The 24,503-nt window shown below is 64.5% G+C and carries 22 protein-coding genes; 17 read left to right on the top strand and 5 right to left on the bottom strand.

Going from position 1 to position 24,503, the window contains the following annotated elements; genetic code table 11:
• The first annotated feature begins 2 nt into the window (after window positions 1–2).
• Both IQ24_RS10795 and IQ24_RS10800 read left to right on the top strand, forming a co-directional pair.
• Window positions 3–1,991, top strand: a complete 1,989-nt coding sequence (locus IQ24_RS10795) for a serine/threonine protein kinase (protein WP_145397971.1) — start codon at window positions 3–5, stop codon at window positions 1,989–1,991.
• A gap of 139 nt (window positions 1,992–2,130) precedes the next feature.
• Window positions 2,131–4,188 carry a type VI secretion system Vgr family protein gene (locus IQ24_RS10800; protein ID WP_145397972.1) on the top strand — a complete coding sequence of 686 codons (2,058 nt, stop codon included), beginning with the start codon at window positions 2,131–2,133 and terminating at the stop codon, window positions 4,186–4,188.
• A gap of 158 nt (window positions 4,189–4,346) precedes the next feature.
• Here the strand turns inward: IQ24_RS10800 and IQ24_RS10805 are convergent, their stop codons facing one another.
• Complete coding sequence (locus IQ24_RS10805) at window positions 4,347–6,170, bottom strand: hypothetical protein (RefSeq protein ID WP_145397973.1); 1,824 nt, start codon at window positions 6,168–6,170, stop codon at window positions 4,347–4,349.
• A gap of 189 nt (window positions 6,171–6,359) precedes the next feature.
• Here IQ24_RS10805 and IQ24_RS10810 point away from each other — a divergent pair, with 189 nt between their 5' ends.
• Together IQ24_RS10810 and pdxY are read left to right on the top strand one after the other, a co-directional pair.
• Window positions 6,360–7,040 (top strand): MOSC domain-containing protein, encoded by a 681-nt coding sequence (locus tag IQ24_RS10810; protein WP_145397974.1) that lies wholly within the window; start codon window positions 6,360–6,362, stop codon window positions 7,038–7,040.
• Complete coding sequence (gene pdxY / locus IQ24_RS10815) at window positions 7,037–7,882, top strand: pyridoxal kinase (RefSeq protein WP_145397975.1); 846 nt, start codon at window positions 7,037–7,039, stop codon at window positions 7,880–7,882. Before IQ24_RS10810 ends, pdxY begins: the two co-directional genes overlap by 4 nt.
• On the opposite strand, the gene IQ24_RS10820 is transcribed toward pdxY, so the two are convergent.
• Window positions 7,879–8,583, bottom strand: coding sequence for a GntR family transcriptional regulator (locus tag IQ24_RS10820; RefSeq protein WP_145397976.1), 705 nt, complete (start codon window positions 8,581–8,583; stop codon window positions 7,879–7,881). The genes pdxY and IQ24_RS10820 overlap by 4 nt on opposite strands.
• Before the next feature lie 199 nt (window positions 8,584–8,782).
• Between IQ24_RS10820 and IQ24_RS10825 the strand changes: the two genes are divergently transcribed.
• Window positions 8,783–9,745, top strand: coding sequence for a dihydrodipicolinate synthase family protein (locus IQ24_RS10825; RefSeq protein WP_145397977.1), 963 nt, complete (start codon window positions 8,783–8,785; stop codon window positions 9,743–9,745).
• 74 nt (window positions 9,746–9,819) lie between these two features.
• Here IQ24_RS10825 and IQ24_RS10830 read toward each other — a convergent pair whose 3' ends face one another.
• Both IQ24_RS10830 and IQ24_RS10835 read right to left on the bottom strand, forming a co-directional pair.
• On the bottom strand, window positions 9,820–10,356 hold the full coding sequence (locus IQ24_RS10830; RefSeq protein ID WP_242008079.1) for an NUDIX hydrolase: 537 nt from the start codon (window positions 10,354–10,356) through the stop codon (window positions 9,820–9,822).
• Window positions 10,307–11,341, bottom strand: coding sequence for an Ldh family oxidoreductase (locus IQ24_RS10835; RefSeq protein ID WP_145397978.1), 1,035 nt, complete (start codon window positions 11,339–11,341; stop codon window positions 10,307–10,309). Before IQ24_RS10835 ends, IQ24_RS10830 begins: the two co-directional genes overlap by 50 nt.
• 207 nt (window positions 11,342–11,548) lie before the next feature.
• Here IQ24_RS10835 and IQ24_RS10840 point away from each other — a divergent pair, with 207 nt between their 5' ends.
• The 9 genes from IQ24_RS10840 (at window position 11,549) to IQ24_RS10880 (ending at window position 20,042) form a co-directional block, all read left to right on the top strand.
• Complete coding sequence (locus tag IQ24_RS10840; protein WP_145397979.1) at window positions 11,549–12,358, top strand: ABC transporter substrate-binding protein; 810 nt, start codon at window positions 11,549–11,551, stop codon at window positions 12,356–12,358.
• Between the two features lie 77 nt (window positions 12,359–12,435).
• On the top strand, window positions 12,436–13,101 hold the full coding sequence (locus IQ24_RS10845) for an amino acid ABC transporter permease (RefSeq protein WP_145397980.1): 666 nt from the start codon (window positions 12,436–12,438) through the stop codon (window positions 13,099–13,101).
• Window positions 13,102–13,113: 12 nt separating this feature from the next.
• Entirely contained in the window at window positions 13,114–13,767 is a 654-nt protein-coding gene (locus IQ24_RS10850; RefSeq protein ID WP_145397981.1) for an amino acid ABC transporter permease, read from the top strand.
• The gene (locus IQ24_RS10855; RefSeq protein WP_145397982.1) at window positions 13,760–14,485 is read left to right on the top strand and encodes an amino acid ABC transporter ATP-binding protein; all 726 of its coding nucleotides are present in this window, start codon (window positions 13,760–13,762) and stop codon (window positions 14,483–14,485) included. Before IQ24_RS10850 ends, IQ24_RS10855 begins: the two co-directional genes overlap by 8 nt.
• Window positions 14,482–15,705, top strand: coding sequence for an NAD(P)/FAD-dependent oxidoreductase (locus tag IQ24_RS10860; protein ID WP_145397983.1), 1,224 nt, complete (start codon window positions 14,482–14,484; stop codon window positions 15,703–15,705). The genes IQ24_RS10855 and IQ24_RS10860 overlap by 4 nt, the downstream gene beginning before the upstream one ends.
• 7 nt (window positions 15,706–15,712) lie before the next feature.
• Window positions 15,713–16,717 carry a 4-hydroxyproline epimerase gene (locus IQ24_RS10865; RefSeq protein ID WP_145397984.1) on the top strand — a complete coding sequence of 335 codons (1,005 nt, stop codon included), beginning with the start codon at window positions 15,713–15,715 and terminating at the stop codon, window positions 16,715–16,717.
• Window positions 16,717–18,387 (top strand): cis-3-hydroxy-L-proline dehydratase, encoded by a 1,671-nt coding sequence (lhpI, locus tag IQ24_RS10870; protein ID WP_145397985.1) that lies wholly within the window; start codon window positions 16,717–16,719, stop codon window positions 18,385–18,387. Before IQ24_RS10865 ends, lhpI begins: the two co-directional genes overlap by 1 nt.
• A 2-nt stretch (window positions 18,388–18,389) precedes the next feature.
• A complete protein-coding gene (locus IQ24_RS10875) occupies window positions 18,390–19,418 on the top strand; it encodes a trans-3-hydroxy-L-proline dehydratase (RefSeq protein ID WP_145397986.1) in 1,029 nt (342 codons plus the stop codon).
• 111 nt (window positions 19,419–19,529) lie between these two features.
• On the top strand, window positions 19,530–20,042 hold the full coding sequence (locus IQ24_RS10880) for an AmiS/UreI family transporter (RefSeq protein ID WP_145397987.1): 513 nt from the start codon (window positions 19,530–19,532) through the stop codon (window positions 20,040–20,042).
• Between the two features lie 5 nt (window positions 20,043–20,047).
• On the opposite strand, the gene IQ24_RS10885 is transcribed toward IQ24_RS10880, so the two are convergent.
• The gene (locus tag IQ24_RS10885; RefSeq protein ID WP_145397988.1) at window positions 20,048–20,608 is read right to left on the bottom strand and encodes a manganese efflux pump MntP; all 561 of its coding nucleotides are present in this window, start codon (window positions 20,606–20,608) and stop codon (window positions 20,048–20,050) included.
• 834 nt (window positions 20,609–21,442) lie between these two features.
• Between IQ24_RS10885 and IQ24_RS10890 the strand changes: the two genes are divergently transcribed.
• The 3 genes from IQ24_RS10890 (at window position 21,443) to IQ24_RS10900 (ending at window position 24,432) form a co-directional block, all read left to right on the top strand.
• On the top strand, window positions 21,443–22,444 hold the full coding sequence (locus IQ24_RS10890; protein WP_145397989.1) for an ABC transporter substrate-binding protein: 1,002 nt from the start codon (window positions 21,443–21,445) through the stop codon (window positions 22,442–22,444).
• Between the two features lie 61 nt (window positions 22,445–22,505).
• On the top strand, window positions 22,506–23,393 hold the full coding sequence (locus IQ24_RS10895; RefSeq protein WP_145397990.1) for an ABC transporter permease: 888 nt from the start codon (window positions 22,506–22,508) through the stop codon (window positions 23,391–23,393).
• Window positions 23,386–24,432, top strand: a complete 1,047-nt coding sequence (locus IQ24_RS10900) for a quaternary amine ABC transporter ATP-binding protein (RefSeq protein ID WP_145397991.1) — start codon at window positions 23,386–23,388, stop codon at window positions 24,430–24,432. The genes IQ24_RS10895 and IQ24_RS10900 overlap by 8 nt, the downstream gene beginning before the upstream one ends.
• Window positions 24,433–24,503 lie beyond the last annotated feature (71 nt).

Here is a 24,503-nt window from a genome sequence, read left to right on the forward strand (position 1 = left end):
CCATGGCGGAACCGGGCGAGCCCTCTGAGGACAGCGGTGAGCGTACCGTGATCCAGACCCCGGATGCCGCGCCCGAACAGGGCGGCACGGACGAGCGCACCATTTTCGCCGAACCCTCCAAGGATGGCGCGACTTTGGGACCGGCGGCGGCGCCCACGCCCGAGGCTGAGCATCGGCTGGTTCAGACCGGCACGCTGATCAACAACAATTACCGCATCCTCTCGCTGGTCAGCGCGGGCGGCATGGGCGAGGTTTACCGCGCCGAAAACGTGTTCACCGGCGATCCGGTGGCGGTCAAGGTCGTCCTGCCCAATCTGGCCCGCGACGAGGCCATTATCGAGCTGTTCCGGCGCGAGGCCCGCGTTCTGGTGCAGCTGCGCGACGATGCCATTGTCCGCTACCACAATTTCGTTCTGGATCATCAGCTTGGGCGCTACTGCCTGATCATGGAATTCGTCGAGGGCCGCCACCTCGGCACGCTTTTGAAAGACGACGGCGCACTGTCGCTGGAGGATGGCGCGGCGCTGATGCGGCGGCTGGGCACGGGTCTGGGCGCGGCGCACGCGCGGGGCGTGACGCACCGCGACCTCTCGCCCGATAACGTGATCCTGCGCGATGAGCGCATCGATGAGGCTGTGCTGATCGACTTCGGCATCGCCCGCTCGACCGAACTGGGCGACGGGCTGGGCGGACGTTTCGCGGGCAAGTTCAAGTTCATCGCACCCGAGCAGCTGGGCCATGCGGGCGGCCAGATTGGCCCCTGGACCGATGTCTATGGGCTGGCGCTGCTGATGTCGGCGGTGCTGCGCGGCACACCGCTGGACATGGGGGATTCGGTCATCAGCGCCTCGGCCGCGCGGCAGAAAATCCCGGATCTGTCGGGGATTTCCCACCGGATCTATCCGCTGCTGCAGCACATGCTAGAACCCGATCCCGGCCTGCGGCCGCAGGATATGGGGCAGGTGCTGCGCATCCTGGATGATCCGGCGCTGCTTCCGGTGAAGTATCGCCGCCCGCTGTGGCCGCTCGCGCCCGAGGCCGAGTTGCAGGACGCGCCCGACATGCCGCCAGCGGCGACCGTCTCGGGCGCGCAGGCGGATTCCGAAAGCCCGTTCTCGCATGTCTCGGGCCGCCCACGCGCACAGTCCCAGCCCGAGGACGTCGCGCCGCCACCCCGACGCAGCCTTCTGCCATGGGTCGGGGGCCTGCTGGCGCTGGTCGCATTGGGCGCGGGCGGCTGGTACTTCACGCGCGGCCCTCAGGCGGGGCCGGTGGTTGCGGGCGATCCGGTCGAAAGCCCCGCGCCTTTGGATTTGCCCAAGCGCGACCTGCAAACGCGCGAAGGGCTGCTGGCCAGCCAGCCGCTTCCGGCCTGCGCGATGGCGCTGCGCACGGCGGACGGCCCGAATGCGGGCATGATCCGGGTGCTGTCGGATGCGCCGATGGATGCGACCGCCCTGCTGGACGCCTATCAGAAGGCGTTTTCGGTGCGCCCCGATGTGATCACGACTCAAGTCGACGCGGCGCAATGCGCGGCGGTGGATTTTCTGGCTCAGATCATCAGCCGCCCTGCAGCGCCGCTGGATATGTCCGTCCGTCTGGACCCCACCGCCGACGGCTTTCAGATGCGCGGCGATGTGGCGGGGCTGAACGGGCGGAACCTCTGGCTGTTTCTGGTGACGCCGCAGGGCGGGCTGCACGATATGACCGGGCAGGCGGCTCCCTCTCAGGCGGGGCTGGAGTTCGGGGCGGCGATCAGGCAGGTCGCCCAGACCGAGGCCGACGCGCCCTATCTTCTGGTCGCGGTGGCGACCGACAGCCCGCTGGCCGCCATCGCCGCCGCACCCGCCGGCGTTCCGGGGGCCGAGCTTTTGCCGCGCGTGCTGGATGAAATCCGGCAATCCGGCGAAAGCCCCGCTGTGGCGCTTGAGGTCATCGTGCCTCCAACCTTGCCGCCCGCAACCGCGCCCGCGCCACCCGATGAGGGTTGAACGTTGCGTTGGACCTTGTCCCTGCAAGGCAATCCTGTCACCTTTCGCCTGAGAAAAGGCGGAACCGGCAAGAATCCCGGTTCCCTGAGTTGCTTTGCTCGTTTAAACAGAGTGTTGAGTAAAAGGTTGAGGCTTGCCCATGAACGCCCCGCTTCGTCAGGCTGAGCGCCTGGGTCGTTTGACGACTGAGCTTGGTGAGGACACTCTCGTCCTGCTGCGCTTCGATGGTACCGATCATCTGAACGACCTGTTCGAATACCGTGTCGAGGCCTTGGCCACGCGCGACGATCTAGACTTTGACGCCCTGGTTGGCACCCATGCCACGGTCGAGATCGAGGGACGCGAGGGGCTGCGGCCGTTCGACGGCATCGTCACACAGGCCCGCTGGGCCGGGGTGGGCGAAAACGGGCACCGCTATGATCTGGTGCTGCGCCCGTGGTTCTGGCTGGCCGGGCGTCGCCGCAACCAGCGCATCTTCCACAATATGACCGTTGTGCAGATCGTCGAGGAGCTGCTGGGCGACTATGCCGAGCTGGGCGATCCCGCGCTGGAGGTGAAGCTCAGCGAGCAATACCCGGTGCTGGAATATACCGTGCAATACCGCGAGAGCGATCTGGACTTTGTCCGCCGCCAGCTGGAGCGGCACGGCATCAGCTTCCATTTCCGCCACGCCAAAGGCAGCCACACGCTGGTGCTGACCGACGACATCCTGTCGCATGAGGATGCGGGCGCGCGCCCCTTCAAGCGCTACGACGGCCATCACCAGGCCGAGGGCGAGCATATCTGGGAATGGTCGCCCGAGCGGAACGTGACCACCGGCGCCGTCCGCCTGACCGACTACAACTTCAAGCAGCCGACCGCCTCGATGGAGGTCGATCAGACCGGCGATGCCGCCCATGCGCATGGCCAGATCGAAAGCTTCGACTATCCGGGTGACTACCCGCAGCAAAGCGTCGGCAAGATCGTGGCCGGGCTGCGCATGCGGCAGGAACGCGGCGCTGACCGGCGCAACCGCGCGGTGGGTGACTGCCTGTCGCTGGGCGGCGGCATGCTGGTCACGCTGTCGGGCGACAAGGTGCCCGGCACGGGCGAGCGCTATGTCTGCCTGTCGGCCAGCCACCATTTCGTCAGCGAATCCTATGGCTCGGGCGGTCCGGGCAGCGATGGCTATTCCTTCACCGGCTCGTATCTGCTGATGCCCGACACCGCGCCGATGGTGCCGCCGCGGCGCACGCATGTCCCGGTGGTGCAGGGGCCGCAGACGGCGGTCGTGGTGGGCGACGGCGAAATCGACTGCGACGAATACGGCCGCATTCTGGTGCGCTTCCACTGGGACCTGAACGACGCCTATTCGATGCGTTGCCGCGTCAGCCAGAACTGGGCGGGCAACGGCTGGGGTGGCATGGTGATCCCGCGCATCGGCATGGAGGTCGTGGTCGAATTCCTTGAGGGCGATCCCGACAAGCCGCTGGTCTCGGGCTGCGTCTATAACGGCAAGAACAAGGTCCCCTATGATCTGCCCGCCGCCAAGACCGTCAGCACCTTCAAGTCCGACACCCATGAGGGCAGCGGCTATAACGAATTCCGCTTCGAGGATCAGGCCGGTCGCGAAGAGGTGTTCATGCACGCCCAGAAGGACCACAACACGATCATCGAAAACGATGAGAGCCATTCGATCGGGCATGACCGCTCGAAAACGGTGGGCAATGACCAGTCGGAATCGATTGGCCATGACAAGACCATCTCGGTCGGCAACGACCACCGCGAGAATATCGGCAACGACATGTATTATGACGTGGGCCGCAACCAGCAGGAAAACTACGGCAAGGACCACATCCACCGCGTCGGCAATATCCATAAGCAGGCGATCTATGCCGATCACCTCTATGAAACCGGGCGGAACTTCGAGGGCGAGGTGTTTGGCCGCTTCACGCTGGACGTGGGGCAGTCGATCACCAACAACACCAAGCTGCACACGCTGATGGCCTTCGAAAAGATGCAGATCAAGGGTCCGGGCGGCAAGATCACCATCGACGCCGCAGGCATCACGCTGGAGGCGCCGACGATCTGGCTGAAGGGCACCGTGATCCAAAGCGCGGGCCGCAGCAGCCAGGTCGAGACGCTGAAGCTGGCCGCCCATAACGGCATGCCGCTGTGCGAGGAATGCGCCAAGTTCGAGGATACCGAACAGGCCTGACGGCTGGCGGGAATTGGCTCAGTCCGATTTCCGCCCGTGCCGCATTCTTGTTTACGTAACGTAAGCTTTCTACATTAGAATGGTCGGACCCACATCTGCCGCGCGATTCGGCCCGTCGCGCTGGCGGGTGTGGGACGGCCCTTCTTCCCGACTGATCCTTACCTGACCGGCATATTGCCCAGATAGGCGTTGCTTCTGGCCCCGTCCCACCATGCGGGCGTCTGGCGGTTGAAGCGCATCAGCGCGTCCCAACGCGGTGTCTGGTCGTCGATATGGCGCAGATTGCCCCATGATCCGAAGCGGCTGGGCCCGGCAATATCGACAAAGGCGTTGAAGAGGGTGCCGCCCCGATCCTTCCAGCCCTGCAGAAGTTCCTCGTAAAGGCGGCCCATGGCCGGCGAGTAATTGAGGTCCAGAAAGAAGGCGGTCAGCGCCGCATCCTCGGCCCATGGCCCCACGCCGGACACATGCGTGCCGCCTTCATACATCGCCAGTTGCAGCCCGTACCGGTCCGCCACCCGCCTGTGATAGGCGAAGGTGGCGAAAAGCTGGGCCAGAGAGCCCGCGTCATCGCCGGTGACCGAACCATCGAGCAGCTCCTGCTCGGCCAGTTCAATGGCGCGGTCGTGGCGGTGCCGGGCGATGAAGGTATCGCGCGCCTCGCCCGTCAGGGCCTCGGCGTCGGCCTGTTGATGGGCCTGCGTCAGGGACTGTTCCAGCCAGTCCTTGACCTCGGGGGCCTTCTCATCCTGACCAAGGGGGCCGCCGAAATAGCCGGTGATCGCATAGGTGTTGAAATATTCATGCGGCGCCTTGCCCGCGCCGTCCAGCTTCTGCCAGTCGGGGGCGGTCAGCACGTCGATCTCCAGCCCCTGCCAGCCGGTCTGGGTCGAGATGACCTTGTGTACCCGCTGATCGACGTCCGCGCCATAGACCTCGTCGATCACCCGCGCCATCGCCACGGACCGCCCGGCATAGATTTGCAGCCAGGCTGACTGCACCTCGGGCCATGCGGCACGGCCCTGTTCATTCGCCCAATGCGCCTGACCGAACTGCCAGTTCCAGACCTCGTTCGAATATTCGAACCATGGCCGCAGGCGCGGGTCCAGATGATCGCGCACATAGGTCGCCAGCGCACGGGTGTAGTCGTCATTGGCCTGATGGGGCAGGGTGAACCATGGCTCGGACCCGGTGCGATTGGCCAGATCGACCATGACCTCGACCGGGACGCCCGCAGCGGTGGTCCAGGTGTAGTCGTCGACTTGCGCGCGGTCCTGCCACTCGACCAGAGGCGAGTCGTTCGTCCGCATCCAGTCCATGAAGCGCAGCACGCGCAGATCGGCGATCTTCTCCAGCCATTCGGGGTTGAAGACCTGCCCCGCATCGTAAAGCGCCGTGTGGCGTTCGTGGACGACCGCGATGTTGCGCAGATGGTCCGCCGGGTCGATGGCGGTCAGGTCGATTGACAGGTGGCGCTTTCCGTCGGGCTGATAGTCGAACAGGATCTGCCCCGGCGTCTCACGGATATTCGCGGCCCCATGCAGGGTGATGCTGCCCTTGCCCTCATAGGTCAGCCGGTAGGTCCCGGCGGCCGAGGTCATCTCGGCGGGCAGCGAGGTCAGCAGGATCGCGCTGACATGGCTCATGCCCTCGGGCATGCGGGTCAGCCAGCCCTGTTCATCCTGCACGGCGCGGATCTGGGCCGGGGCATCTGCGCCCCAGCCGCCATCCTCGCCGCTCCATTCGCGGGCGGTGCGGAAGACGTCCAGAAACGGCCATTCGGTCGTCCAGTCGGCCAGCCCGTTCAGCCCCATCCCGATTGAGGGCGAGACGACCGGCCCCGAGGCGGAAAACGGCCCCACGGGCACATCACCTTCGACCGGGCGGGCGGCCATGGCCAGACGGATCTCGGCCACCGGCGCGGGCGCGCGGGGCGCAGGGTCCAGCAGCGTTTCCATGGTCAGCAGGATGGCCAGAATCATCGCCTTGAATTCCCCCGGGATCTGTCGCGCCGACCTTGGCCCGATGCGGCCTTGGGGATCAACCGCCAGCAGCGACAATCTGCCCGCCCGGGTTTGGCGCTCCGCCCCCGAATGCCTATTCCGCCCCCCGGATTTTGACGCTAGCCTGCGGCCAGCATTCCGGATTTCTTGAAGATAAGGAGGCCCGCCTTGGGCGCGATTACCCTGTTGACAGGGCGGGTTTCGGTCCTGCCGGGCAGCGACAAGACCAGCGGCATCGACAAGCACCCGGTGCAGGCGGCGCTGGCGCTTGGCCTTGGCGGCTTTCAGGGCGATGAGCAGGCCGATTTGCGCGTGCATGGTGGCCCCGAGAAAGCTGTGCACCACTATCCGCGCGATCACTATGACGCCTGGCGGGCGGATCTGGGGGCGCTTGCGGTGCTGGATGCGCCGGGGGCTTTTGGGGAAAACATCTCTTTGACCGGGCCGACCGAGCGTAGCGTGGCGGTGGGCGATGTCTTCCGGCTGGGGACGGCTCTGGTGCAGGTCTCGCAGGGGCGGCAGCCCTGCTGGAAGCTGAACCTGCGCTTTGGCGTGCCCGATATGGCGCGCCGCGTGCAGTCGACGGGGCGGACCGGCTGGTACTACCGCGTGCTGGAGCCCGGTCAGGTCGCCCACGGCGACGGGCTGGAGCTGGTCGACCGTCTGGCCCCGGACTGGAGCCTGTGGCGGCTGTGGCACACGCTTTACGTCGACCGCATGAACCTGCCCGAGCTGCAGGCGATGGCCGGGCTTGAGGTTCTGGCCGAGGGCTGGCGTCGCTATGCCCTGCGCCGGGTCGAAAGCGGGCAGGTCGAGGATTGGTCGAAACGGCTGGAGGGCCGCGCATGAGCCGCGCAAAATCGGTGATCTCGATTCAAAGCCAGGTGGTCCATGGCCATGTGGGCAATTCGGCGGCGGTCTTTCCCATGCTGGCCGTCGGCATGGAGGTCGCGCCGATCCCGACCGTGCTATTGTCGAACACGCCGAACTATCCCACCGTGCGCGGGCGCAGCCTGCCGGCGGATCTGTTTGCCGATCTGCTGCAGGGCGTGCGCGAGCGCGGCCTGCCCGAGCGCGCGGATTTCATCATCACCGGCTATATCGGCTCGGTCGAGGTGGCGGAACTGACCGCCGATTTCATCGCCGAGGCCAAGGCGCTGAACCCCGGCCTGATCTATCTCTGCGATCCGGTCATGGGCGACACCGGGCCCGGGCTTTACGTTCCCGAAGCGATAGCCGCGATCTTCCGCGACCGCTTGCTGCCGATGGCGGATCTGGCAACGCCGAACCTGTTCGAGGTCGAATATCTGACCGGCCAGCCCATCGCCTCGCTTCAGGCGCTCAGCGCGGCGGGGCAGGGGCTGCGTCTGGCCAAAGGCGCGCAGCTGATCGCGACCGGCTGCGTGCTGGAAGATACGGCGAAAGGCTTTCTGGAAACCGTCATCGTCTCGGGGGAAGGGGCCAGCCGTCACGCTGCGCCCCAGCTTCCGGTGGCGACCTCGGGGACGGGGGATCTCTTCGCGGGTCTGCTGACGGCGGGGCTGGGCGATGGCAAACCGCTGCCCGAGGCGGTCGAGTTCGCCCAGCGGCTGACCGGACTGGCGCTGGCCCGCGCGGCCGAGCTGGGCACGCGCGAGGTGGTGCTGAGCGGCGTGGATTTCCGCCGCGCCCTGCTGAGCGCGGGCGCCTAAAGGCTGATCTGATCGCGCCGGTCTTCCGAGATCATCGTGCGGATCTGGTTGACGATCTGGTTCGCATGGCTGCTGCCGATGCGGTCCGCGCCCTCGATGTCCTGCACCTCGATGCAGCGGATCATCTCTTCATGCTCGGTCACGAATTCCGAGGGTAGGCGGTCCGAATAGGATGAATAGTAAAGCCGCAGCAACCGGCGGCCTTCGTCCAGTAGGCGGATGAACAGCCCGGCGTAATAGGGGTTGCGACCCGCCTCGGCGATAGCGACGTGGAATTCGCGGTTGGTCGAGATCATCGCCAGCGCGTCCTGTGCATGAACCGCCTCGGCGAATTCCGCCTGCTGCGCGCGGATCAGGGCTAGATCCTCGGGCGTGCGGTTCTGCGCGGCCTGACGCGTGGTGACGCGGTACATCAGCGTGATTGCATCGAAGAACGCGGGCAGGTTCAGAAAGTCGATGTTCGACACCACGGTCGAGCGGTTGGGCAGCGTCGTCACCAGCCCGTCGCCCGCCAGCCGCACCAGCGCCTCGCGGATGGGGGTGCGGGACATGGCGAAACGCTCGGCCAACTGGATTTCGTCGATGGGGCTGCCCGGCGGCAGCGAAAGGCTGATGATCTCGTCGCGCAGGACGTCATAGACCAGCTTCACGCCGGAACCACGTTTCCTGTCGGTGGAATGAGTCGCGGTCTTGTCGGTCATTCTGCCCTCTCTGTCGACAATCTGAATACGGTGCTGCCCCCCTGCGATCAAGCGGCTTGTCGCGCGTCGCGGGAAGAAGAAATCAGGTCACGCATAAAATGTGTCGACAAATAAAATACATTCTATATCCTGCCATCAAGAAAGCGGGATCAGAGCTGATTCTGCCCGCCCAACCCATAGCCCCCTGAAGGAGAGCGAAATGGCTTCGAATATGTTCACTGGCTGCATTCCGGCGCTGATGACGCCTTGCAAGGCCGACCGCACGCCCGATTTCGATGCGCTGGTGCGCAAGGGGAAAGAGCTGGTCGAGGCGGGCATGTCCGGCGTCGTCTATTGCGGCTCGATGGGTGACTGGCCGCTGCTGACCGATGAAGAGCGGATGCAGGGCGTCGCGGCGCTGACCAAGGCGGGCGTTCCGGTGATGGTCGGCACCGGTGCCGTCAACACCAAGATCGCCGCGGCCCACGCGGCGCATGCGCAGAAGGTCGGCGCGCAATCGCTGATGGTGATTCCCCGCGTCATGTCGCGCGGCAACTCGGTCGCGGCGCAGAAAGAGCATTTCAAGGCGATCCTTTCGGCTGCTCCGGATCTGCCGGCGGTCATCTACAACTCGCCCTATTACGGTTTCGCCACCAAGGCCGATCTGTTCTTCGAACTGCGGCGCGAGCACAAGAACCTGGTCGGCTTCAAGGAATTCGGTGGCCCGGACGCGCTGCGCTATGCGGCAGAGTTCATCACCTCGGCCGATGACGATGTGAAGCTGATGGTGGGCGTCGACACGGCGAACTTCGTGGGCATCGTCGAATGCGGCGCGATCGGCACGATCACCGGCATCGGCAACGTGCTGCCGAAAGAGATCCTGCACCTTCTGCGCCTTTGCAAGGCTGCAGCCAAGGGCGACGCCGATGCGCGCGAACGTGCGCGCGAGCTGGAGCGGGCGCTGTTCGTTCTGTCCTCGTTCGACGAGGGCCCGGATCTGGTTCTGTTCTACAAGCACATGATGGTGCTGACCGGAAACCCGGAATATGCGCTGCATTTCAACGAAAGCGACAAGCTGTCGCCCAGCCAGCAGGGCTATTGCGAGGCACAACTGAAGCTGTTCCAGAACTGGTATGCCGACTGGAGCAAGCAGGATGGCGCGGTCCGCCAATACGCCGCCTGAGCCCAAGCGGCACCTGCACGAATGGAAAGGCCCCGCATTGCGGGGCCTTTGTCATGGGCAGTATCTGGGGCGGGTCAGTCGACCAGCACCTCGATCTCCAGCTCACCCTGTGGCGGGCCGTCGCGCAGATAGTCCTCGACGATGGTGGCGATGGCGCGGGGCGTCAGGTCTTGATCGGTCGAAAACAGATCGGCCAGCGGCCACCAGCGCATCTCAAGAACGCGGCTGGCCTCATCCGCGTCGCGCATGACCGGGTTGAAGGGTGGGGTGGGGATCAGGAAGTAATCCTCATACTGGCACCAGCGGCGGGCGTGCATGGTCACGGTATGCTGGCGACGCCAGACCAGCGGGCCGATGGCGCCCGGCTGCAGGCTCAGCTCTTCGTCGAGTTCGCGCCGCAGGGTCTGTTCCAGCGTCTCGCCCGCCTCGCGCCCGCCGCCGGGGGTGATCCACCAGCTATGCTCGCCGCCCGGATCGCGGACGCGCATCATCAGCACTTCCTCATCCGGGGTCAGCAGGATGGCGCGGACGGCGTGGCGCTGGATGACCTGCACCATCGGCCTAGTCGCGGACCGCAGCCAGCCCGCCATCGCGCAGGCGCGCCAGCTCATCCATCTCGGCCGGGGTCAGTTCGATGCCAACGGATTGCGACTTCTGGCGCGCGGTGAATCGGCGCTGAGAGGGCAGGCGGGCCCCCTGACCGGCGATGGCCTCGATCATGGCCTCGCCCTTGGCGGCGGCATCGCCGCGCCCGCCCGACATGCGCAGCGGGTCGAAGACGACGATCAGCTCGCCATGGCGGGGGGCCAGCGTGGTCGTGCCCAGATAATCCAGCGCCTCGGGGCTGGTGAAATCGCCGATCATCGCGCCTGCCAGCAGCTCGATCATCGTCGAGATGGCTGAGCCCTTATGCGCGCCAAAGGGCAGCATCGCGCCAGCCAGCGCGGCGGTGGGATCGGTCGTCGGGTTGCCATCGGCATCGACCGCCCAGCCCTCGGGCAGTTGCTTGCCCGCACGGCGGTACAGCTCCAGCTCGCCCCGCGCGGCGACCGAGGTGGCGAAATCGAAGACATAAGGCGTGCCGCCCGGACGCGGCCAGCCGAAGGCAAAGGGGTTGGTGCCCAGCAGAGGCTTGCTGCCCCCGGCAGGCGCAACAGTGGCATAGCTGGGGCACATAGCCATGGCGGCAAGGCCCAGATTGGCCATCGTCTCGACCTCGGGCCAGAGCGCGGCGAAATGCGTGCAATCGTTGATGATCAGCGTGGCGATGCCCAGCTTGCGCGCACGCTCGGCCACGACCGGCGCGCCCATCTCGAAGGCGAGGTTGGCAAAACCGGCATCGGCATCGACGCGCACCACGGCGCTGTCGTCCTGCATGACCTTCGGCTGAGCCACCGGATTGACCTTTTCGGCCTTCAAAGTGCGCAAGCAACCCTCGATCCGGTAGACGCCATGCGATTTGCAGGCATCACGTTCGCCCGCGACGATGGTGCGCGCAATGGCGTCGCCCTGTGGCTGGCTGAACCCGGCATTGGTCAGGATGCCGGACACCAGAACGGTCAGATCCTGAATGGAAATCAGGGTGTTATCGGTCATCGACGGCTCCTTTTCATGGGGGATCGGGCCGGGGGCGGCCTGCCTGCTTCCACATGCATAATCTGTGTATGCTTGTTCGGCAACATTGGCGTGCCCTGCTGATCGCGCAGGCATTGCATCATCGGCTGAGGTTTTTTTGTTGATCGACTCGTCTTGCACACACATAGTCGACACAGAACGAATCATACCAAGCAAACAGGGAAAACCATGAAACTGACCTATCTTGCTGCAGGGCTGTTCGCCGCCGCGGCCGTTGCCGGACCCGTCAAAGCCGACAAGCTGGACGACATCATCGCCTCGGGCACGCTGCGCTGCGCCGTGGTGCTGGACTTCCCACCCATGGGTTCGCGCGACGAAAACAACAATCCCGTCGGCTTCGACGTCGATTACTGCAACGATCTGGCGACCGCCCTTGGCGTCAAGGCCGAGATCGTCGAGACCCCCTTCCCCGAGCGTATCCCCGCCCTGATGTCGGGCCGCGTCGATGTGGGCGTCGCCTCGACCTCGGACACGCTGGAGCGTGCGAAGACCATCGGCGTTACCATTCCCTACTACGCCTTCGAAAACTCGGTGACGGTGAACGACAAGACCGACATCACCACCTGGGAAGGCATGAAGGGCAAGACCGTCGGCGCGACCGCTGGCACCTATGAGGCGATCTGGCTGGAAGGTCAGGTGAAGGAATGGGGCGAGGGCGAATTCCGTCCCTACCAGACCCAGGCCGACGTGTTCCTGGCACTGTCGCAGGGCCAGCTCGACGCCACCGTCTCGACCACCGAGGTTGCGAACGCCAACGTCAAAGGCGGCAAATTCCCCGGCATCAAGATCGTCGACAAGGCGCCGATGGTTCCCGACTATGTGTCGCTCTTCACGATGCGTCAGGAATACGGCCTCATCAACTACATGAACCTGTTCATCAACCAGCAGGTCCGCACCGGCCGCTATGCCGAGCTTTACAAGAAATGGATCGGTGAGGGTGAGCCCGCGAACCTGACCGTTCAGGGCGTTTATCGCTGATCTGATCTTTTCCGGCGGCGCGCAGACCTTTGGGTCGCGCGCCGTTTTCCCGAATAAGATCCATCGGCGGGGAAACGATGTTCAACTATACATTCCAATGGAATCAGGCCCTCAAGTATCTGCCGCGTATGCTGGAAGGTGCCTTGGTCACGATGGAGATCGCCCTCATCTCGATGGTGATCGGCATCGCGCTGGCCGTCCTGCTGACCGCGTTTCGCCTGTCCGGCAACCGCATCCTGAAGGCCATCGCCCAGACCTGGGTCGAGGTCGCGCGCAACACGCCTGCACTGTTCCAGATCTATATGGCGCATTTCGGCATCGCGAGCTTCGGCATCCATCTTAGCCCCTTCATCTCGCTGCTGATCGGGATCACCTTCAACAATGCGGGCTATCTGGCGGAGAACTTCCGGGGCGCGCTGAAGGCCATCCCCGACACGCAGACCCGCGCCGGCCGCTCGCTTGGGATGAGCGCGGTGCAGTCCTTCCGCTCGATCATCCTGCCGCAGATGCTGCGCATCTCATTCCTGCCGATGACCAACCAAATGGTCTGGGCGATCCTGATGACCTCGCTTGGCGTCACCGTGGGGATGAACACCGACCTTTACGGCGTCACGCAGGATCTGAACGCGCTGACCTTCCGCACGTTCGAACTGTTCGCGATTGCTGCAGTGATCTTCTACCTGATCACCAAGGCCATCACCATTGGCGCCCGCCTGATCGCGGCGCGTCTGTTCCGGTATTGAGGGAGAAATTCGATGTTCGATACCGCCCTCACCTCAACTGACCTGATCTTCCTTGCGAAGGGCGCGGGGATGACCCTGCTGGTCACGGCGATTTCTGTCGTGATCGGGACGATCCTTGGCATCATCTTCGGGGTGATCCGCTATCAGATCGGTCCCATCTGGGCCGCGCCGCTGACCTTCGTGCTGGATATCTGCCGCTCGATCCCGCTGCTGATCCAGCTTGTGCTTCTGAACGCCTTCTTCGGCATGGTCGTTGGCCTGCGCTGGCCGGGGCTGACGGTCGCCTGCATCGTGCTGTCGCTTTACACCTCGGCCTATTGCGCGGAAATCGTGCGCGGCGGCATCGAGGCCGTGCCCGCCACCACCCGTCGCGCCGCGCGCTCGCTTGGCATGACCTGGGGGCAGGACATGCGCCAGATCGTGCTGCCGCTGGCGACGCGGGTCGCGCTGCCCTCATGGATCGGGCTGGCGCTTGGCGTCATGAAGGACTCGGCGCTGGTCTATGTCGTGCAGGTCACGGAACTGCTGAAATCCACGCAGATCCTGATTACCCGCCTGCAAGAGCCGCTGTTCCTGCTGCTGATCTGCGGTGCCTTCTACTTCATCATCTCTTACCCGCTGGCGCGCTTCGGTGGGTATCTCGAAAAACGGTGGTCCAATGATTGAGATCGAAAACGTCCGCAAATCCTTTGGCCAGCTTGAGGTTCTGAAGGGCATCGACCTGACCGTGAAAAAGGGTGAGGTGGTGACCATCATCGGCGGCTCGGGTTCTGGCAAATCGACGCTTCTGACCTGCATCAACGGGCTGGAGCCGATCGATTCCGGCCGCATCCTTGTGGACGGGACCGAGGTTCACGCGAAATCGACCGATGTGAACAAGCTGCGCCAGAAGATCGGGATCGTGTTTCAGCAATGGAACGCCTTCCCGCACCTGACCGTTCTGGAAAACGTCACGCTCGCGCCGCGCAAGGTGCTGGGCATGTCGAAGGAAAAGGCCGAGGAAATCGGCGTCAAGCAACTGACCCATGTGGGCCTTGGCGACAAGCTTACCACCTATCCCTCGCGCCTCTCCGGCGGTCAGCAGCAGCGTATGGCGATTGCCCGCGCGCTTGCCATGTCGCCCAGCTACATGCTGTTCGACGAGGTGACCTCGGCCCTTGACCCGCAGCTGGTGGGCGAGGTTCTGGACACGCTGAAGATGCTGGCCGAGGAAGGCATGACCATGATCTGCGTCACGCATGAGATGGCCTTTGCGCGCGACGTCTCGAACCGCGTCGCCTTCTTCCACAAGGGCGTCATGGCCGAGATCGGTCCACCCGAGCAGATCTTCGGCGCGGCGCAGAACGAAGAGACCCGGAAGTTCTTGTCGAGCGTTCGTCAATGACCACAGAAGTCATCGTGATCGGCGCCGGGGTCGTGGGCCTCAGCGCCGCTCTGGCCGCGCAATCGCGCGGCCTTTCGGTCCGCGTGGTCGAGCGTGAGGCCCCGGCAGCGGGTGCCTCGGCCGGCAATGCGGGCGCTTTCGCCTTCACCGACATCTTCCCGCTGGCCTCGCCCAAGATCATCCGTCAGGCCCCGAAATGGCTTTTGGACCCGCTTGGCCCGCTGTCGGTTCCGCCCGCCTATGCCGCGAAAATCGCGCCCTGGATGCTGAAGTTCTGGCGCGCCAGCTGGCCTGCCCGCGTCCGCGCCTCGACCGAGGCGCAGACCGCGATGATGAACTATTCCAAAGCCGCGCTGGAGCCTGCGCTGGAACGCGACGGGTTGCTGCACATGCTGCGCAAGCAGGGCAACATTCAGGTCTATGAGGGCGAGCGTGAATTCAACGCCTCGCTGGACGGATGGGAAGCCCGCGCCCGCCACGGCATCGAATTCCAGCACCTGAAATCGCCCGCCGAGATCGCCGAGATCCAGCCCGGCCTCGCCCCGCGTTTCACCCACGCGACCTTCACCCCCGGCTGGTTCTCGATCAGCGACCCGAAAGATTACACCATCGCCCTGGCCGACCGCTTCCGCGAAAACGGCGGCGAGATCATCATCGCCGAGGCGACCGCGCTGACCGATGACGGCGTCACCACCACTGCAGGCCATCTGCGCGGTCGCGTCGTGCTGGCCGCAGGCGCCTTCTCGCACCTGCTGGCGAAAACCCAAGGCGTCAACATCCCGCTGGAAACCGAGCGCGGTTATAACACCACCCTTCCCCCCGACGCCTTCGATCTGAAAACCCAGATCACCTTTGGCGGCCACGGCTTTGTCGTCACCACGCTGACCTCGGGCATCCGGGTCGGCGGCGCGGTCGAACTTGGCGGGCTGAAGCTGCCCCCGAATTTCAAGCGGTCCGAGGCGATGCTGAAGAAAGCCAAGATGTTCCTGCCGGACCTGAACACTTCGGGCGGGAAGCAATGGATGGGGTTCCGCCCCTCCATGCCCGACAGTCTGCCCTGCATCGGCCCCCTGCCCGGCCATCCGAACACGATTTGCGCCTTCGGCCACGGCCATCTTGGCCTGACCCAATCCGCCGGCACCGGAAAGATCGTCGCCGACCTTCTGACCGGGCTCAATCCCGGCATCGACCTTGCGCCATTTTCCCCGGCGCGATTCTGAGGCTATCATGACCCAATACATCTTCCCCTGCATCGACGGCCACACCTGCGGCAACCCCGTGCGTCTGGTCGCAGGCGGCGCGCCCCGGCTGGAAGGCGCAAACATGCTGGAAAAGCGCGCCCATTTCCTGCGCGACTATGACTGGATCCGCACCGGCCTGATGTTTGAACCGCGCGGCCATGACATGATGTCAGGCTCGATCCTCTACCCGCCGACGCGGGAGGATTGCGATGTCGCGGTGCTTTATATCGAGACCTCGGGCTGCCTGCCGATGTGCGGCCACGGCACCATTGGCACGATCACGATGGGCATCGAAAACGGGTTGATCACGCCCCGCGAACCCGGTCGCTTGTCGATCGAAACCCCGGCGGGCAAGGTCGATATCAAATACCGCCAAGAGGGCCGCTATGTCGAAGAAGTCCGCCTGACCAACGTCCCCGGCTTCCTCTATGCCGAAGGCCTGACCGCCGAGGTCGAAGGTTTGGGCGAGATTGTCGTTGACGTCGCCTATGGCGGCAATTTCTACGCGATTGTTGAGCCGCAGAAGAACTTCCGCGACATGGCCGACCACACGGCGGGCGAGCTGATCGGCTGGTCCCCGAAACTCCGCGCCGCGCTGAACGCGAAATACGAATTTGTTCACCCCGAACATCCGGCGATCAACGGCCTGTCGCATATCCAATGGACCGGATCCCCGACCGTTGAAGGTGCCCACGCCCGGAATGCCGTCTTCTATGGCGACAAGGCCATCGACCGCTCGCCCTGCGGCACCGGCACCTCGGCGCGGATGGCCCAGCTTGCCGCCAAGGGCAAGCTGAACGTCGGCGACGAATTCCACCATGAATCGATCATCGGCTCGATCTTCAAAGGCCGGGTCGAGGCCGCGACCACGGTCGGCAATTTCAACGCGATCATCCCCTCGATTGCCGGTTGGGCGCGTCAAACCGGGCTTAACACCATCTATATCGACGCCGAACGTGACCCCTTCGCCCACGGCTTCGTGGTGAAGTGATGGGCACGTCCGTCCTGCCGGGCCGCGCTTCGGGCGCGGTCCTGTCCGCATCCGAAGGCCTCAGCTTTTGGGGCGGCGTCGATCCGACGACGGGTCTGGTCATCGACGCGCATCACCCTTGGCATGGCGAAAGCCTTGCGGGTCGCATCGTGATGATGCCGACCTCGCGCGGGTCTTGCACCGGGTCGGGCGTCCTTCTCGACATGGCGCTGAACGGCAAGGCCCCGGCGGCGCTGATCTTTTCCGGCGCGGAAGATATCCTGACCCTCGGCGCGATGCTCGCGGATCGCTTGTTCGGCCACCCGCTGCCGGTCCTGCGCCTGTCGCCCGAAGATTTCGCCGCCGTCGCAGCGCAGCCTGAAGCGACAATCACCGAAACCAGCCTTGACGCTGGTTCGCTTTCCATCCCCCTCGCCCCCCTGCCGGTCGCCGATCTGGCCCTGACCGACGCGGATCAGGCGATGCGCGACGACCCCGGCCCGGTTGGGTTAGCGATGGAAATCATCCTCGCGATGGCCGCGATCCAAGGCGCGCGCGACCTGATCGACGTTAGCCAAGTCCATATCGACGGCTGCATCTATGCGAGCGACGCGAACCGCGTCTTTGCCGAGAAAATGGCCGATATGGGCGCGCGCCTGCTTGTGCCGACGACGATGAACGCAATCTCCGTCGACCGCGAAAACTGGCAAGCCCAAGGCGTGCCCCCGAAATTCGGCAACCCGGCGAGCCGCCTCGCCGATGCCTATACCCGCATGGGGGCCCGCCCGACTTTCACCTGCGCGCCCTATCTGCTCGATACCGCGCCGACGCAGGGTGAAGATATCGCTTGGGCCGAATCGAATGCCGTCATCTTCGCGAATACCGTGCTTGGCGCGCGGACGGTGAAGCACCCCGATTTTCTCGACCTTATGATCGGCATGACCGGACGCGCGCCGCGTTCGGGTGTCTATCTGGACGACAACCGCCGCGCCGCCCGCGTGATCCGCGTGACCCCGCCCGCAGGGGCCGATGACGCGTTTTGGCCGATGATGGGCTATCTTGCCGGTCAACTCGCGCCGGATCGGATTCCCCTGATCCTCGGCCTCGAAAACCTGCCCGCCAGCCGCGACGATCTGAAGGCACTTTGCGGTGCGTTCGGCACGACCTCCGCCGCGCCGATGCTGCATGTCGCGGGCCACACGCCCGAAGCCGCGATGCCGCCCGCCCCCGGTGCCGATGACATCACCGTCGGCCGCGACGACTTCACGCGCATCTGGTCCGAGCTGAACCAAGGCCCCGACGATCTGCAACTCGTGGCCCTCGGCAGCCCCCATTTCTCGGCCGAGGAATCGCGTGCGCTGCTGCGCGAACTTGGCCAACGCCGCCCCGCGCCGGGCGTCCATGTCGTCATCACGACCAGCAGACAGGCGGTGCACGATCTGTGTACAGACGGTGCACATCAGGCGCTCACCGATCTTGGCATCCGGATCGTGCAGGACATTTGCTGGTGTTCGATCACCGAACCGGTGTTTCCACCCGAGGCTAAGACCCTCATCACCAACTCCGGCAAATACGCCCATTACGGCCCCGGCCTGTCGGGCCGCGCCGTGCGTTTCGGCAGTTTGCGCGATTGCGTCACCGCCGCGCTGACCGGCAAAGCGCCCGGATTGCCCGCGTGGTTGAAAGGATAAAAATGCGTAGTATCAAGACCATCCACGTCATTTCCTGCCATGCCGAAGGCGAGGTTGGCGACGTCATCGTCGGCGGCGTCCGCCCCCCGCCCGGTGACACCATCTGGGAACAATCGCGCTGGATCGCGAAGGACAACACGCTCCGCAACTTCGTCCTGAACGAACCCCGCGGCGGCGTCTTCCGCCACGTCAACCTGCTCGTTCCCCCGAAACACCCCGACGCCGACGCCGCCTGGATCATCATGGAGCCGGAAGACACCCCACCCATGTCCGGATCAAACTCGATCTGCGTGTCGACGGTCCTGCTCGACAGCGGAATTATCGAGATGAAAGAACCAGTTACGGAAATGCTCCTTGAAGCGCCGGGCGGGTTGGTGAAGGTCCGCGCGGAATGCCGAAACGGCAAAGCGGAACGGATTTTCGTCCAGAACCTGCCGTCGTTTGCCCATAAACTCGACCAGAAACTTGAGGTCGAAGGGATCGGCACGCTGACCGTCGACACCTCTTTCGGGGGCGACAGTTTCGTCATGGTCGATGCCCGCGAGATGGGTTTTGCCCTGACGGCGGATGAGGCCCATGACATCGCGAAACTCGGCGCGAAGATCACCAAAGCGGGGACCGAGCAGATCGGTTTCAGCCATCCGACCAATCCCGACTGGCGGCATTATTCCTTCTGCCTCTTCGGCGGCCCGGTCGAACGCACGGCGGAGGGTCTGCGCGCGGGTGCGGCCGTCGCGATCCAGCCCGGCAAGGTCGACCGCTCGCCCACCGGGACGGCACTTTCTGCCCGGATGGCGGTTCTGCATGCGCGCGGGCAGATGGGGCTGGACGACCGGCTGACGACCGTGTCGCTGATCGGTTCGACCTTCACGGGCCGCATTGTCGAAGCGACGCAGATCGGCGGCGTGCCCGCGATCATCCCCGAGATTTCCGGACGCGGCTGGATCACCGGCATTCACCAGCACATGCTGGACCCCGACGACCCCTGGCCCGAGGGCTATCGCCTGTCGGACACTTGGGGCGCGCGCTGATCCTCGCCGGGAATTTAGTTCAGCTTCAAGCCTGCGAATAGAATTTGCCGATTGACGGGTTCGGGATTTGGCTGTTCTTCAGCCAGATCAACCCCTGCCGAAAGAGACGCCATGCTGCCCGGATTCGTGCTTTTCTATGTCGGAGCCGTCCTGTTCCTGAACGGTCTGTGGCTTCTGGGCCGCATTCAGGACCGCGAGATCGTGGTGATCAACGTGGTTGCCGGAATGGTCTCGGGCGCGGTCGTGCTGCATGACGCCTTCGGCGCGGGCGCAAACTCGGCCAGCATCCGCAACGCGGCGCTGACGCTGCTGTTCGCCACCACCTATCTTTGGGTCGCCTATAACCGGGTCACCGGCGTCGACGGGCGGGGCTTGGGCTGGTTCAGCCTGTTCGTGGCCATCACCACCGTGCCGGTCTTTCTGCGCGAGGTGACGCAGGCGGGCTCGGCCATGGGCCTCTGGCTGGCGGCGAATTGGGCCGTCTGGGGCGTGCTGTGGTTCATGTATTTCCTGCTGCTGGCGCTTGGCCGCCCGATCCAGCGCCAGACCGGCTGGGTCACGCTGTTCACCGGCATTCTGACCGGGTGGCTGCCGGGCTTCCTGCTGCTCGATGGGCTGGTCTAGGGCGATCAGCCTGCGCTGAGGTGCTGGAACAGGATCGTGCCGCCCAGGCCGATCAGGGCCAGACCGCCCAGAACCTCGGCCACGCGCCCGAAGCGGCTGCCAAGGACGCGCCCGGCCATGAAGCCCGCCGTGCTCATCAGCGTGGTGGCAAGGCCGATGGTCAGCGCGATCAGGAGGATGTTGACGTCCAGAAAGGCCAGCGAGACGCCCACGGCCATCGCGTCGATCGAGGTGCCGACGGCGGTGGCGATCAGCCCCCAGCTGGAGGCGGGGCGGGGCTGATCCTCGGGCTTGCGACCCAGGGCCTGCAGGATCATGCGCAGCCCGACCGCGCCCAGAAGGCCAAAGGCGATCCAATGGTCAAAGAGCGCGATATATTGCGCCGCCGCCATCCCCAGAACCCAGCCGATCAGAGGCGTCAGCGTCTCGATGACGCCAAAGACCATGCCGGTCTGCAAGGCGCGGCGCAGGCAGGCGCGTTTGGCATCCGCCCCGCGACCCAGCGAGGCGATGAAGGCGTCAATGGACATGGACACGGCAAGAATGCCGATGGTGATCGCTGACATCATGGTCTTCCTTTGGGCCATCCGGGCAACAGACGGATCCCGCCCGCAGAATCCTGTCGCCACGGTCTTGCAAGGCCCTTGGGCTGGACACGCCACGCGGGATCGCCCGCGGATATGTTGACGCATCCCCGCGCAGACGCGGTCGCTACTCCCCGATGCGGCCGGGATATAGGTTGTGGAGGGATTGTCAATAAAAACAATCTGTTGTGTATCTGAGACGCATTTGCAACTGCGGGTCAGCAGCCGTGCGCGGCTGTCATGATTCTGCGACCTGACCCGGCAGCGGCGGCGCATTGCCTGTTTTTGCGTCATTTCCGGCTGGAAGATTTGCGTCACATCCTTGGGAAATTTCCGCGAGGATTTCCATACCCGTGCCAACGGGATGGGAGATTTGCGGCGCACGGGTTGTCAGGCGGCAAGCTGCGCGGATGCCGGGTATCGACCTGCCTCTGCGAAGGATTGCCGAAAACCGGCCTCGCGGGTTGCAATTCGGGGCCCCGCTGCGCAGAAATGGTCTAAAGGATTGAAACTTTGATATTCTCGGCCAAGTCGGTGCCTTCGCCACGAGCCGTGCGAGGCCTGTCCGGTGGCGGAAATCGGGGCGAAACCCGGCCATTTGCTGCGTTGCGGCGGCATCAGATCGCGCCCTGGCCGGTGCGCGGCAACAAAGCCCGGAGGCGCTTTCATCGCGGCCATATGTCGCCCTTGCGGCGGTTGGTGGTCTGACACGTGAGGTTTGACAGGAATGCAACTCGGGTAGTCAATCTGAACATGACAAAGGATCGGCCGCCGGTTTCGGCGTGGCACAGCATCCGGAACGACAGGGAAAACGACATGAAGAAACTTCTCGCCCCGACTGTCATTGCATCTGCGGCCCTCTTGGGCGCCTCGGCCAGCCTTGCCGCCGAATGCGGGCAGGTGACCATCGCCAGCATGAACTGGCAAAGCGCCGAGGTTCTGTCGAACATCGACAAGCTGATCCTCAGTGAAGGCTATGGCTGCGACGCCGAGATCATCATTGGCGATACCGTCCCGATCATCACCTCGATGGTCGAGAAGGGTCAGCCCGACATTGCTCCGGAAGGCTGGGTCGACCTGCTGCCCGAGGTGGTCGAGAACGGCCTGAAAGAGGGCAAGCTGATCCAGGGCGCGGCGGCGTTGAAGGATGGCGGCGTGCAGGGCTGGTGGATTCCGAAATACCTTGCCGACGCCAACCCCGAGATCAAGACCATCGCCGATGCGCTGAAGCATCCCGAGCTGTTCCCGGACCCCGAAAACCCCGGCAAGGGCGCGATCTTCAACGGCCCGCAGGGCTGGGGCGGCACGGTCGTCACGACGCAGTTCTACAAGGCCTATGGGGCCGAGGCGGCGGGCTTCACGCTGGTCGATCCGGGCTCGGCGGCGGGGCTCGATGGCTCGATCGCGCGGGCCTATGAGCAAAAGCAGGGCTGGCTGGGCTATTACTGGGAGCCGACGGCCCTGATGGGCAAATATGACATGGTGCGGCTGGGCTTTGGTGCCGAGGCCGACCCCGAGGCCTGGCAGGCCTGCAACACCAACGCCGATTGCCCCGACCCCAAGCCGAACGCCTGGCCGACCGACCGCGTGGTGACGCTGGTCGCCACCCCCTTTGCCGAGCGCGCGGGCGAGGACGTCATGACCTATCTGAACACCCGCGCCTGGGACAATGCGACGGTCAACAAGCTGATGGCCTGGATGACCGACAATCAGGCCACCGGAGAAGAGGGCGCACGCCAGTTCCTGCAGGAGAATGAACAGATCTGGACCCAATGGGTCCCCGCCGAGGTCGCGGAAAAGGTGAAATCCGCCCTCTGATCACAGACAGATCGCGGGCGGGGTCCTCTCTGTCGCGCGCACGGTACACATGGGAGGGAAGATGGATTGGTTCTGGAAGTTCCCGCATATGAACGACGATTCATTGCGGAACCTGAAGAAGACGATCGATGACGGATTTCGCGAATTCACCCGCGCCTGGGGCGGGGGGATCGAGGCCTTCTTCGATCCGCTGCGGCGCCTGCTGATCTTTGTCGAGCGGCTGCTTCTGAACACCCCCTGGCCGTTGGTGCTGGTGGTGATCGCGGCGATTGCCTGGTTCGCCAGCCGCCGCCTGTCCATCGTCATCGGCACGGTCATCACGCTGCTGCTGATCGGCTATTTCGACATGTGGGAAGACACGATGCGCACCGTGTCGATGATCCTTGTCTGTACGGCGGTCGCGATTGCGGTCGGGCTGCCGGTGGGGATCATGATGGCGCGCTCGAACAAGCTGCAGTCGATCATCAACCCCATTCTGGACGTCATGCAGACGATGCCCAGCTTCGTCTATCTGATCCCGGTGGTCATGCTGCTGGGCATCGGCCGGGTGCCGGGGGTGCTGGCAGTGGTGATCTATGCCATCCCGCCGATGATCCGCCTGACGAACCTGGGGATCAGGCTGGTCGACCGGGACGTGCTGGAGGCGGCGGATGCCTTCGGGTCGTCCAGCTGGCAGAAGCTGCGCAATGTGCAGATCCCGCTGGCGCTGCCGACGATCATGGCGGGCATCAACCAGACGATCATGATGGCGCTGGCCATGGTGGTCATCGCCTCGATGATCGGGGTGCAGGGTCTGGGCCAGCCGGTGCTGCGTGCGATCAACAACCAGTATTTCACGCTGGGTCTGTTCAACGGTCTGGCCATCGTCGGCATCGCCATCATCTTCGACCGCATCAGCCAGGCCTATGGCCGCCGTCTGCAAAAGCATCTGGAGGCTGTCCATGGCTGAGCCCGCGACAAATGACATCGGCATCGAGATCCGCAATCTTTACAAGATCTTCGGCTCGAACCCCGCTGCGGTGGCGCCGTTGGTCCGGCAGGGGATCTCGAAGACGGAACTGCGCGACAAGCACGGCCATGTGCTGGGCTTGCGGGACATCAACATCTCGATGCCCGCAGGCGGCATTCAGGTCATCATGGGCCTGTCCGGGTCCGGCAAGTCGACTCTGATCCGCCACATCAACCGCCTGATCGACCCCACCATGGGCGAGATCCTTGTGGGCGGCGAGGATGTGGTGAAGATGGACCGCCTGTCCCTGCGCCAGTTCCGTCGCCACAAGACCGCGATGGTGTTCCAGAAATTCGCGCTTCTGCCCCATCGCAGCGTGCTGGAGAACACCGTCTACGGGCTTGAGGTGCAGGGCGTCCCGCGCGCCAAGCAGCTGGAATCCGCGCGTCACTGGATCGACCGGGTCGGTCTCAGCGGGTTCGAGAACAGCTATCCGAACCAGCTTTCGGGCGGCATGCAGCAGCGCGTCGGTCTGGCGCGCGCGCTGACCAATGACGCGCCGATCATGCTGATGGATGAGGCCTATTCGGCGCTGGACCCGCTGATCCGCACCGATATGCAGACGGTGCTGCTGGATCTCCAGAAAGAGATCCGCAAAACCATCGTCTTCATCACCCATGACCTTGACGAGGCGCTGCGCCTTGGCGACCGCATCGCGATCCTGCGCGATGGCGAGGTGGTCCAGCAGGGCACCAGTCAGGACATCGTCCTGCGCCCCGCCGACGATTACATCGCGAATTTCGTCAAGGAGGTGAACCGGGGCCGCGTGGTTCAGGTCGACGCGGTGATGCAGCCGGTGGCGCCCGGCCATCAGCCGGTGGGGGAACCTGTGCGCACCGGCTCGACCGTGGATGTGGCCATGGCGCGGCTGGCGAAAGAGCCCGATCAGGTGCTGACCGTCGTCTGCGAGGAAGGCCGACCCCTTGGGACGCTGACGCTGGCCGCCGTGGCGCGGGCGATGGTCTCGGACGAGCATTGACCGGCCTACGCCGGGGCGAGCGGCCCCTCTGCCCCGGAACCAACCGCCCTGCCGCTGGTTGAGCGTCGGTA

It is taken from the genome of Paracoccus sulfuroxidans, assembly GCF_007830335.1.
Taxonomy (GTDB): domain Bacteria; phylum Pseudomonadota; class Alphaproteobacteria; order Rhodobacterales; family Rhodobacteraceae; genus Paracoccus; species Paracoccus sulfuroxidans.

Bases quoted from the DNA above. Each gene is read 5' to 3' on its own strand.
- IQ24_RS10800 (WP_145397972.1), top strand. From the start codon at position 2,131: ATGAACGCCCCGCTTCGTCAGGCTGAGCGCCTGGGTCGTTTGACGACT.
- IQ24_RS10855 (WP_145397982.1), top strand. From the start codon at position 13,760: ATGATTGAGATCGAAAACGTCCGCAAATCCTTTGGCCAGCTTGAGGTT.
- IQ24_RS10850 (WP_145397981.1), top strand. From the start codon at position 13,114: ATGTTCGATACCGCCCTCACCTCAACTGACCTGATCTTCCTTGCGAAG.
- IQ24_RS10875 (WP_145397986.1), top strand. From the start codon at position 18,390: ATGCGTAGTATCAAGACCATCCACGTCATTTCCTGCCATGCCGAAGGC.
- IQ24_RS10820 (WP_145397976.1), bottom strand. From the start codon at position 8,583: ATGACCGACAAGACCGCGACTCATTCCACCGACAGGAAACGTGGTTCC.
- IQ24_RS10835 (WP_145397978.1), bottom strand. From the start codon at position 11,341: ATGACCGATAACACCCTGATTTCCATTCAGGATCTGACCGTTCTGGTG.
- IQ24_RS10860 (WP_145397983.1), top strand. From the start codon at position 14,482: ATGACCACAGAAGTCATCGTGATCGGCGCCGGGGTCGTGGGCCTCAGC.
- IQ24_RS10795 (WP_145397971.1), top strand. From the start codon at position 3: ATGGCGGAACCGGGCGAGCCCTCTGAGGACAGCGGTGAGCGTACCGTG.
- IQ24_RS10900 (WP_145397991.1), top strand. From the start codon at position 23,386: ATGGCTGAGCCCGCGACAAATGACATCGGCATCGAGATCCGCAATCTT.
- IQ24_RS10895 (WP_145397990.1), top strand. From the start codon at position 22,506: ATGGATTGGTTCTGGAAGTTCCCGCATATGAACGACGATTCATTGCGG.
- IQ24_RS10825 (WP_145397977.1), top strand. From the start codon at position 8,783: ATGGCTTCGAATATGTTCACTGGCTGCATTCCGGCGCTGATGACGCCT.
- lhpI (WP_145397985.1), top strand. From the start codon at position 16,717: ATGGGCACGTCCGTCCTGCCGGGCCGCGCTTCGGGCGCGGTCCTGTCC.
- IQ24_RS10830 (WP_242008079.1), bottom strand. From the start codon at position 10,356: ATGAGCTGGCGCGCCTGCGCGATGGCGGGCTGGCTGCGGTCCGCGACT.
- pdxY (WP_145397975.1), top strand. From the start codon at position 7,037: ATGAGCCGCGCAAAATCGGTGATCTCGATTCAAAGCCAGGTGGTCCAT.
- IQ24_RS10885 (WP_145397988.1), bottom strand. From the start codon at position 20,608: ATGTCAGCGATCACCATCGGCATTCTTGCCGTGTCCATGTCCATTGAC.
- IQ24_RS10805 (WP_145397973.1), bottom strand. From the start codon at position 6,170: ATGATTCTGGCCATCCTGCTGACCATGGAAACGCTGCTGGACCCTGCG.
- IQ24_RS10865 (WP_145397984.1), top strand. From the start codon at position 15,713: ATGACCCAATACATCTTCCCCTGCATCGACGGCCACACCTGCGGCAAC.
- IQ24_RS10845 (WP_145397980.1), top strand. From the start codon at position 12,436: ATGTTCAACTATACATTCCAATGGAATCAGGCCCTCAAGTATCTGCCG.
- IQ24_RS10840 (WP_145397979.1), top strand. From the start codon at position 11,549: ATGAAACTGACCTATCTTGCTGCAGGGCTGTTCGCCGCCGCGGCCGTT.
- IQ24_RS10880 (WP_145397987.1), top strand. From the start codon at position 19,530: ATGCTGCCCGGATTCGTGCTTTTCTATGTCGGAGCCGTCCTGTTCCTG.
- IQ24_RS10890 (WP_145397989.1), top strand. From the start codon at position 21,443: ATGAAGAAACTTCTCGCCCCGACTGTCATTGCATCTGCGGCCCTCTTG.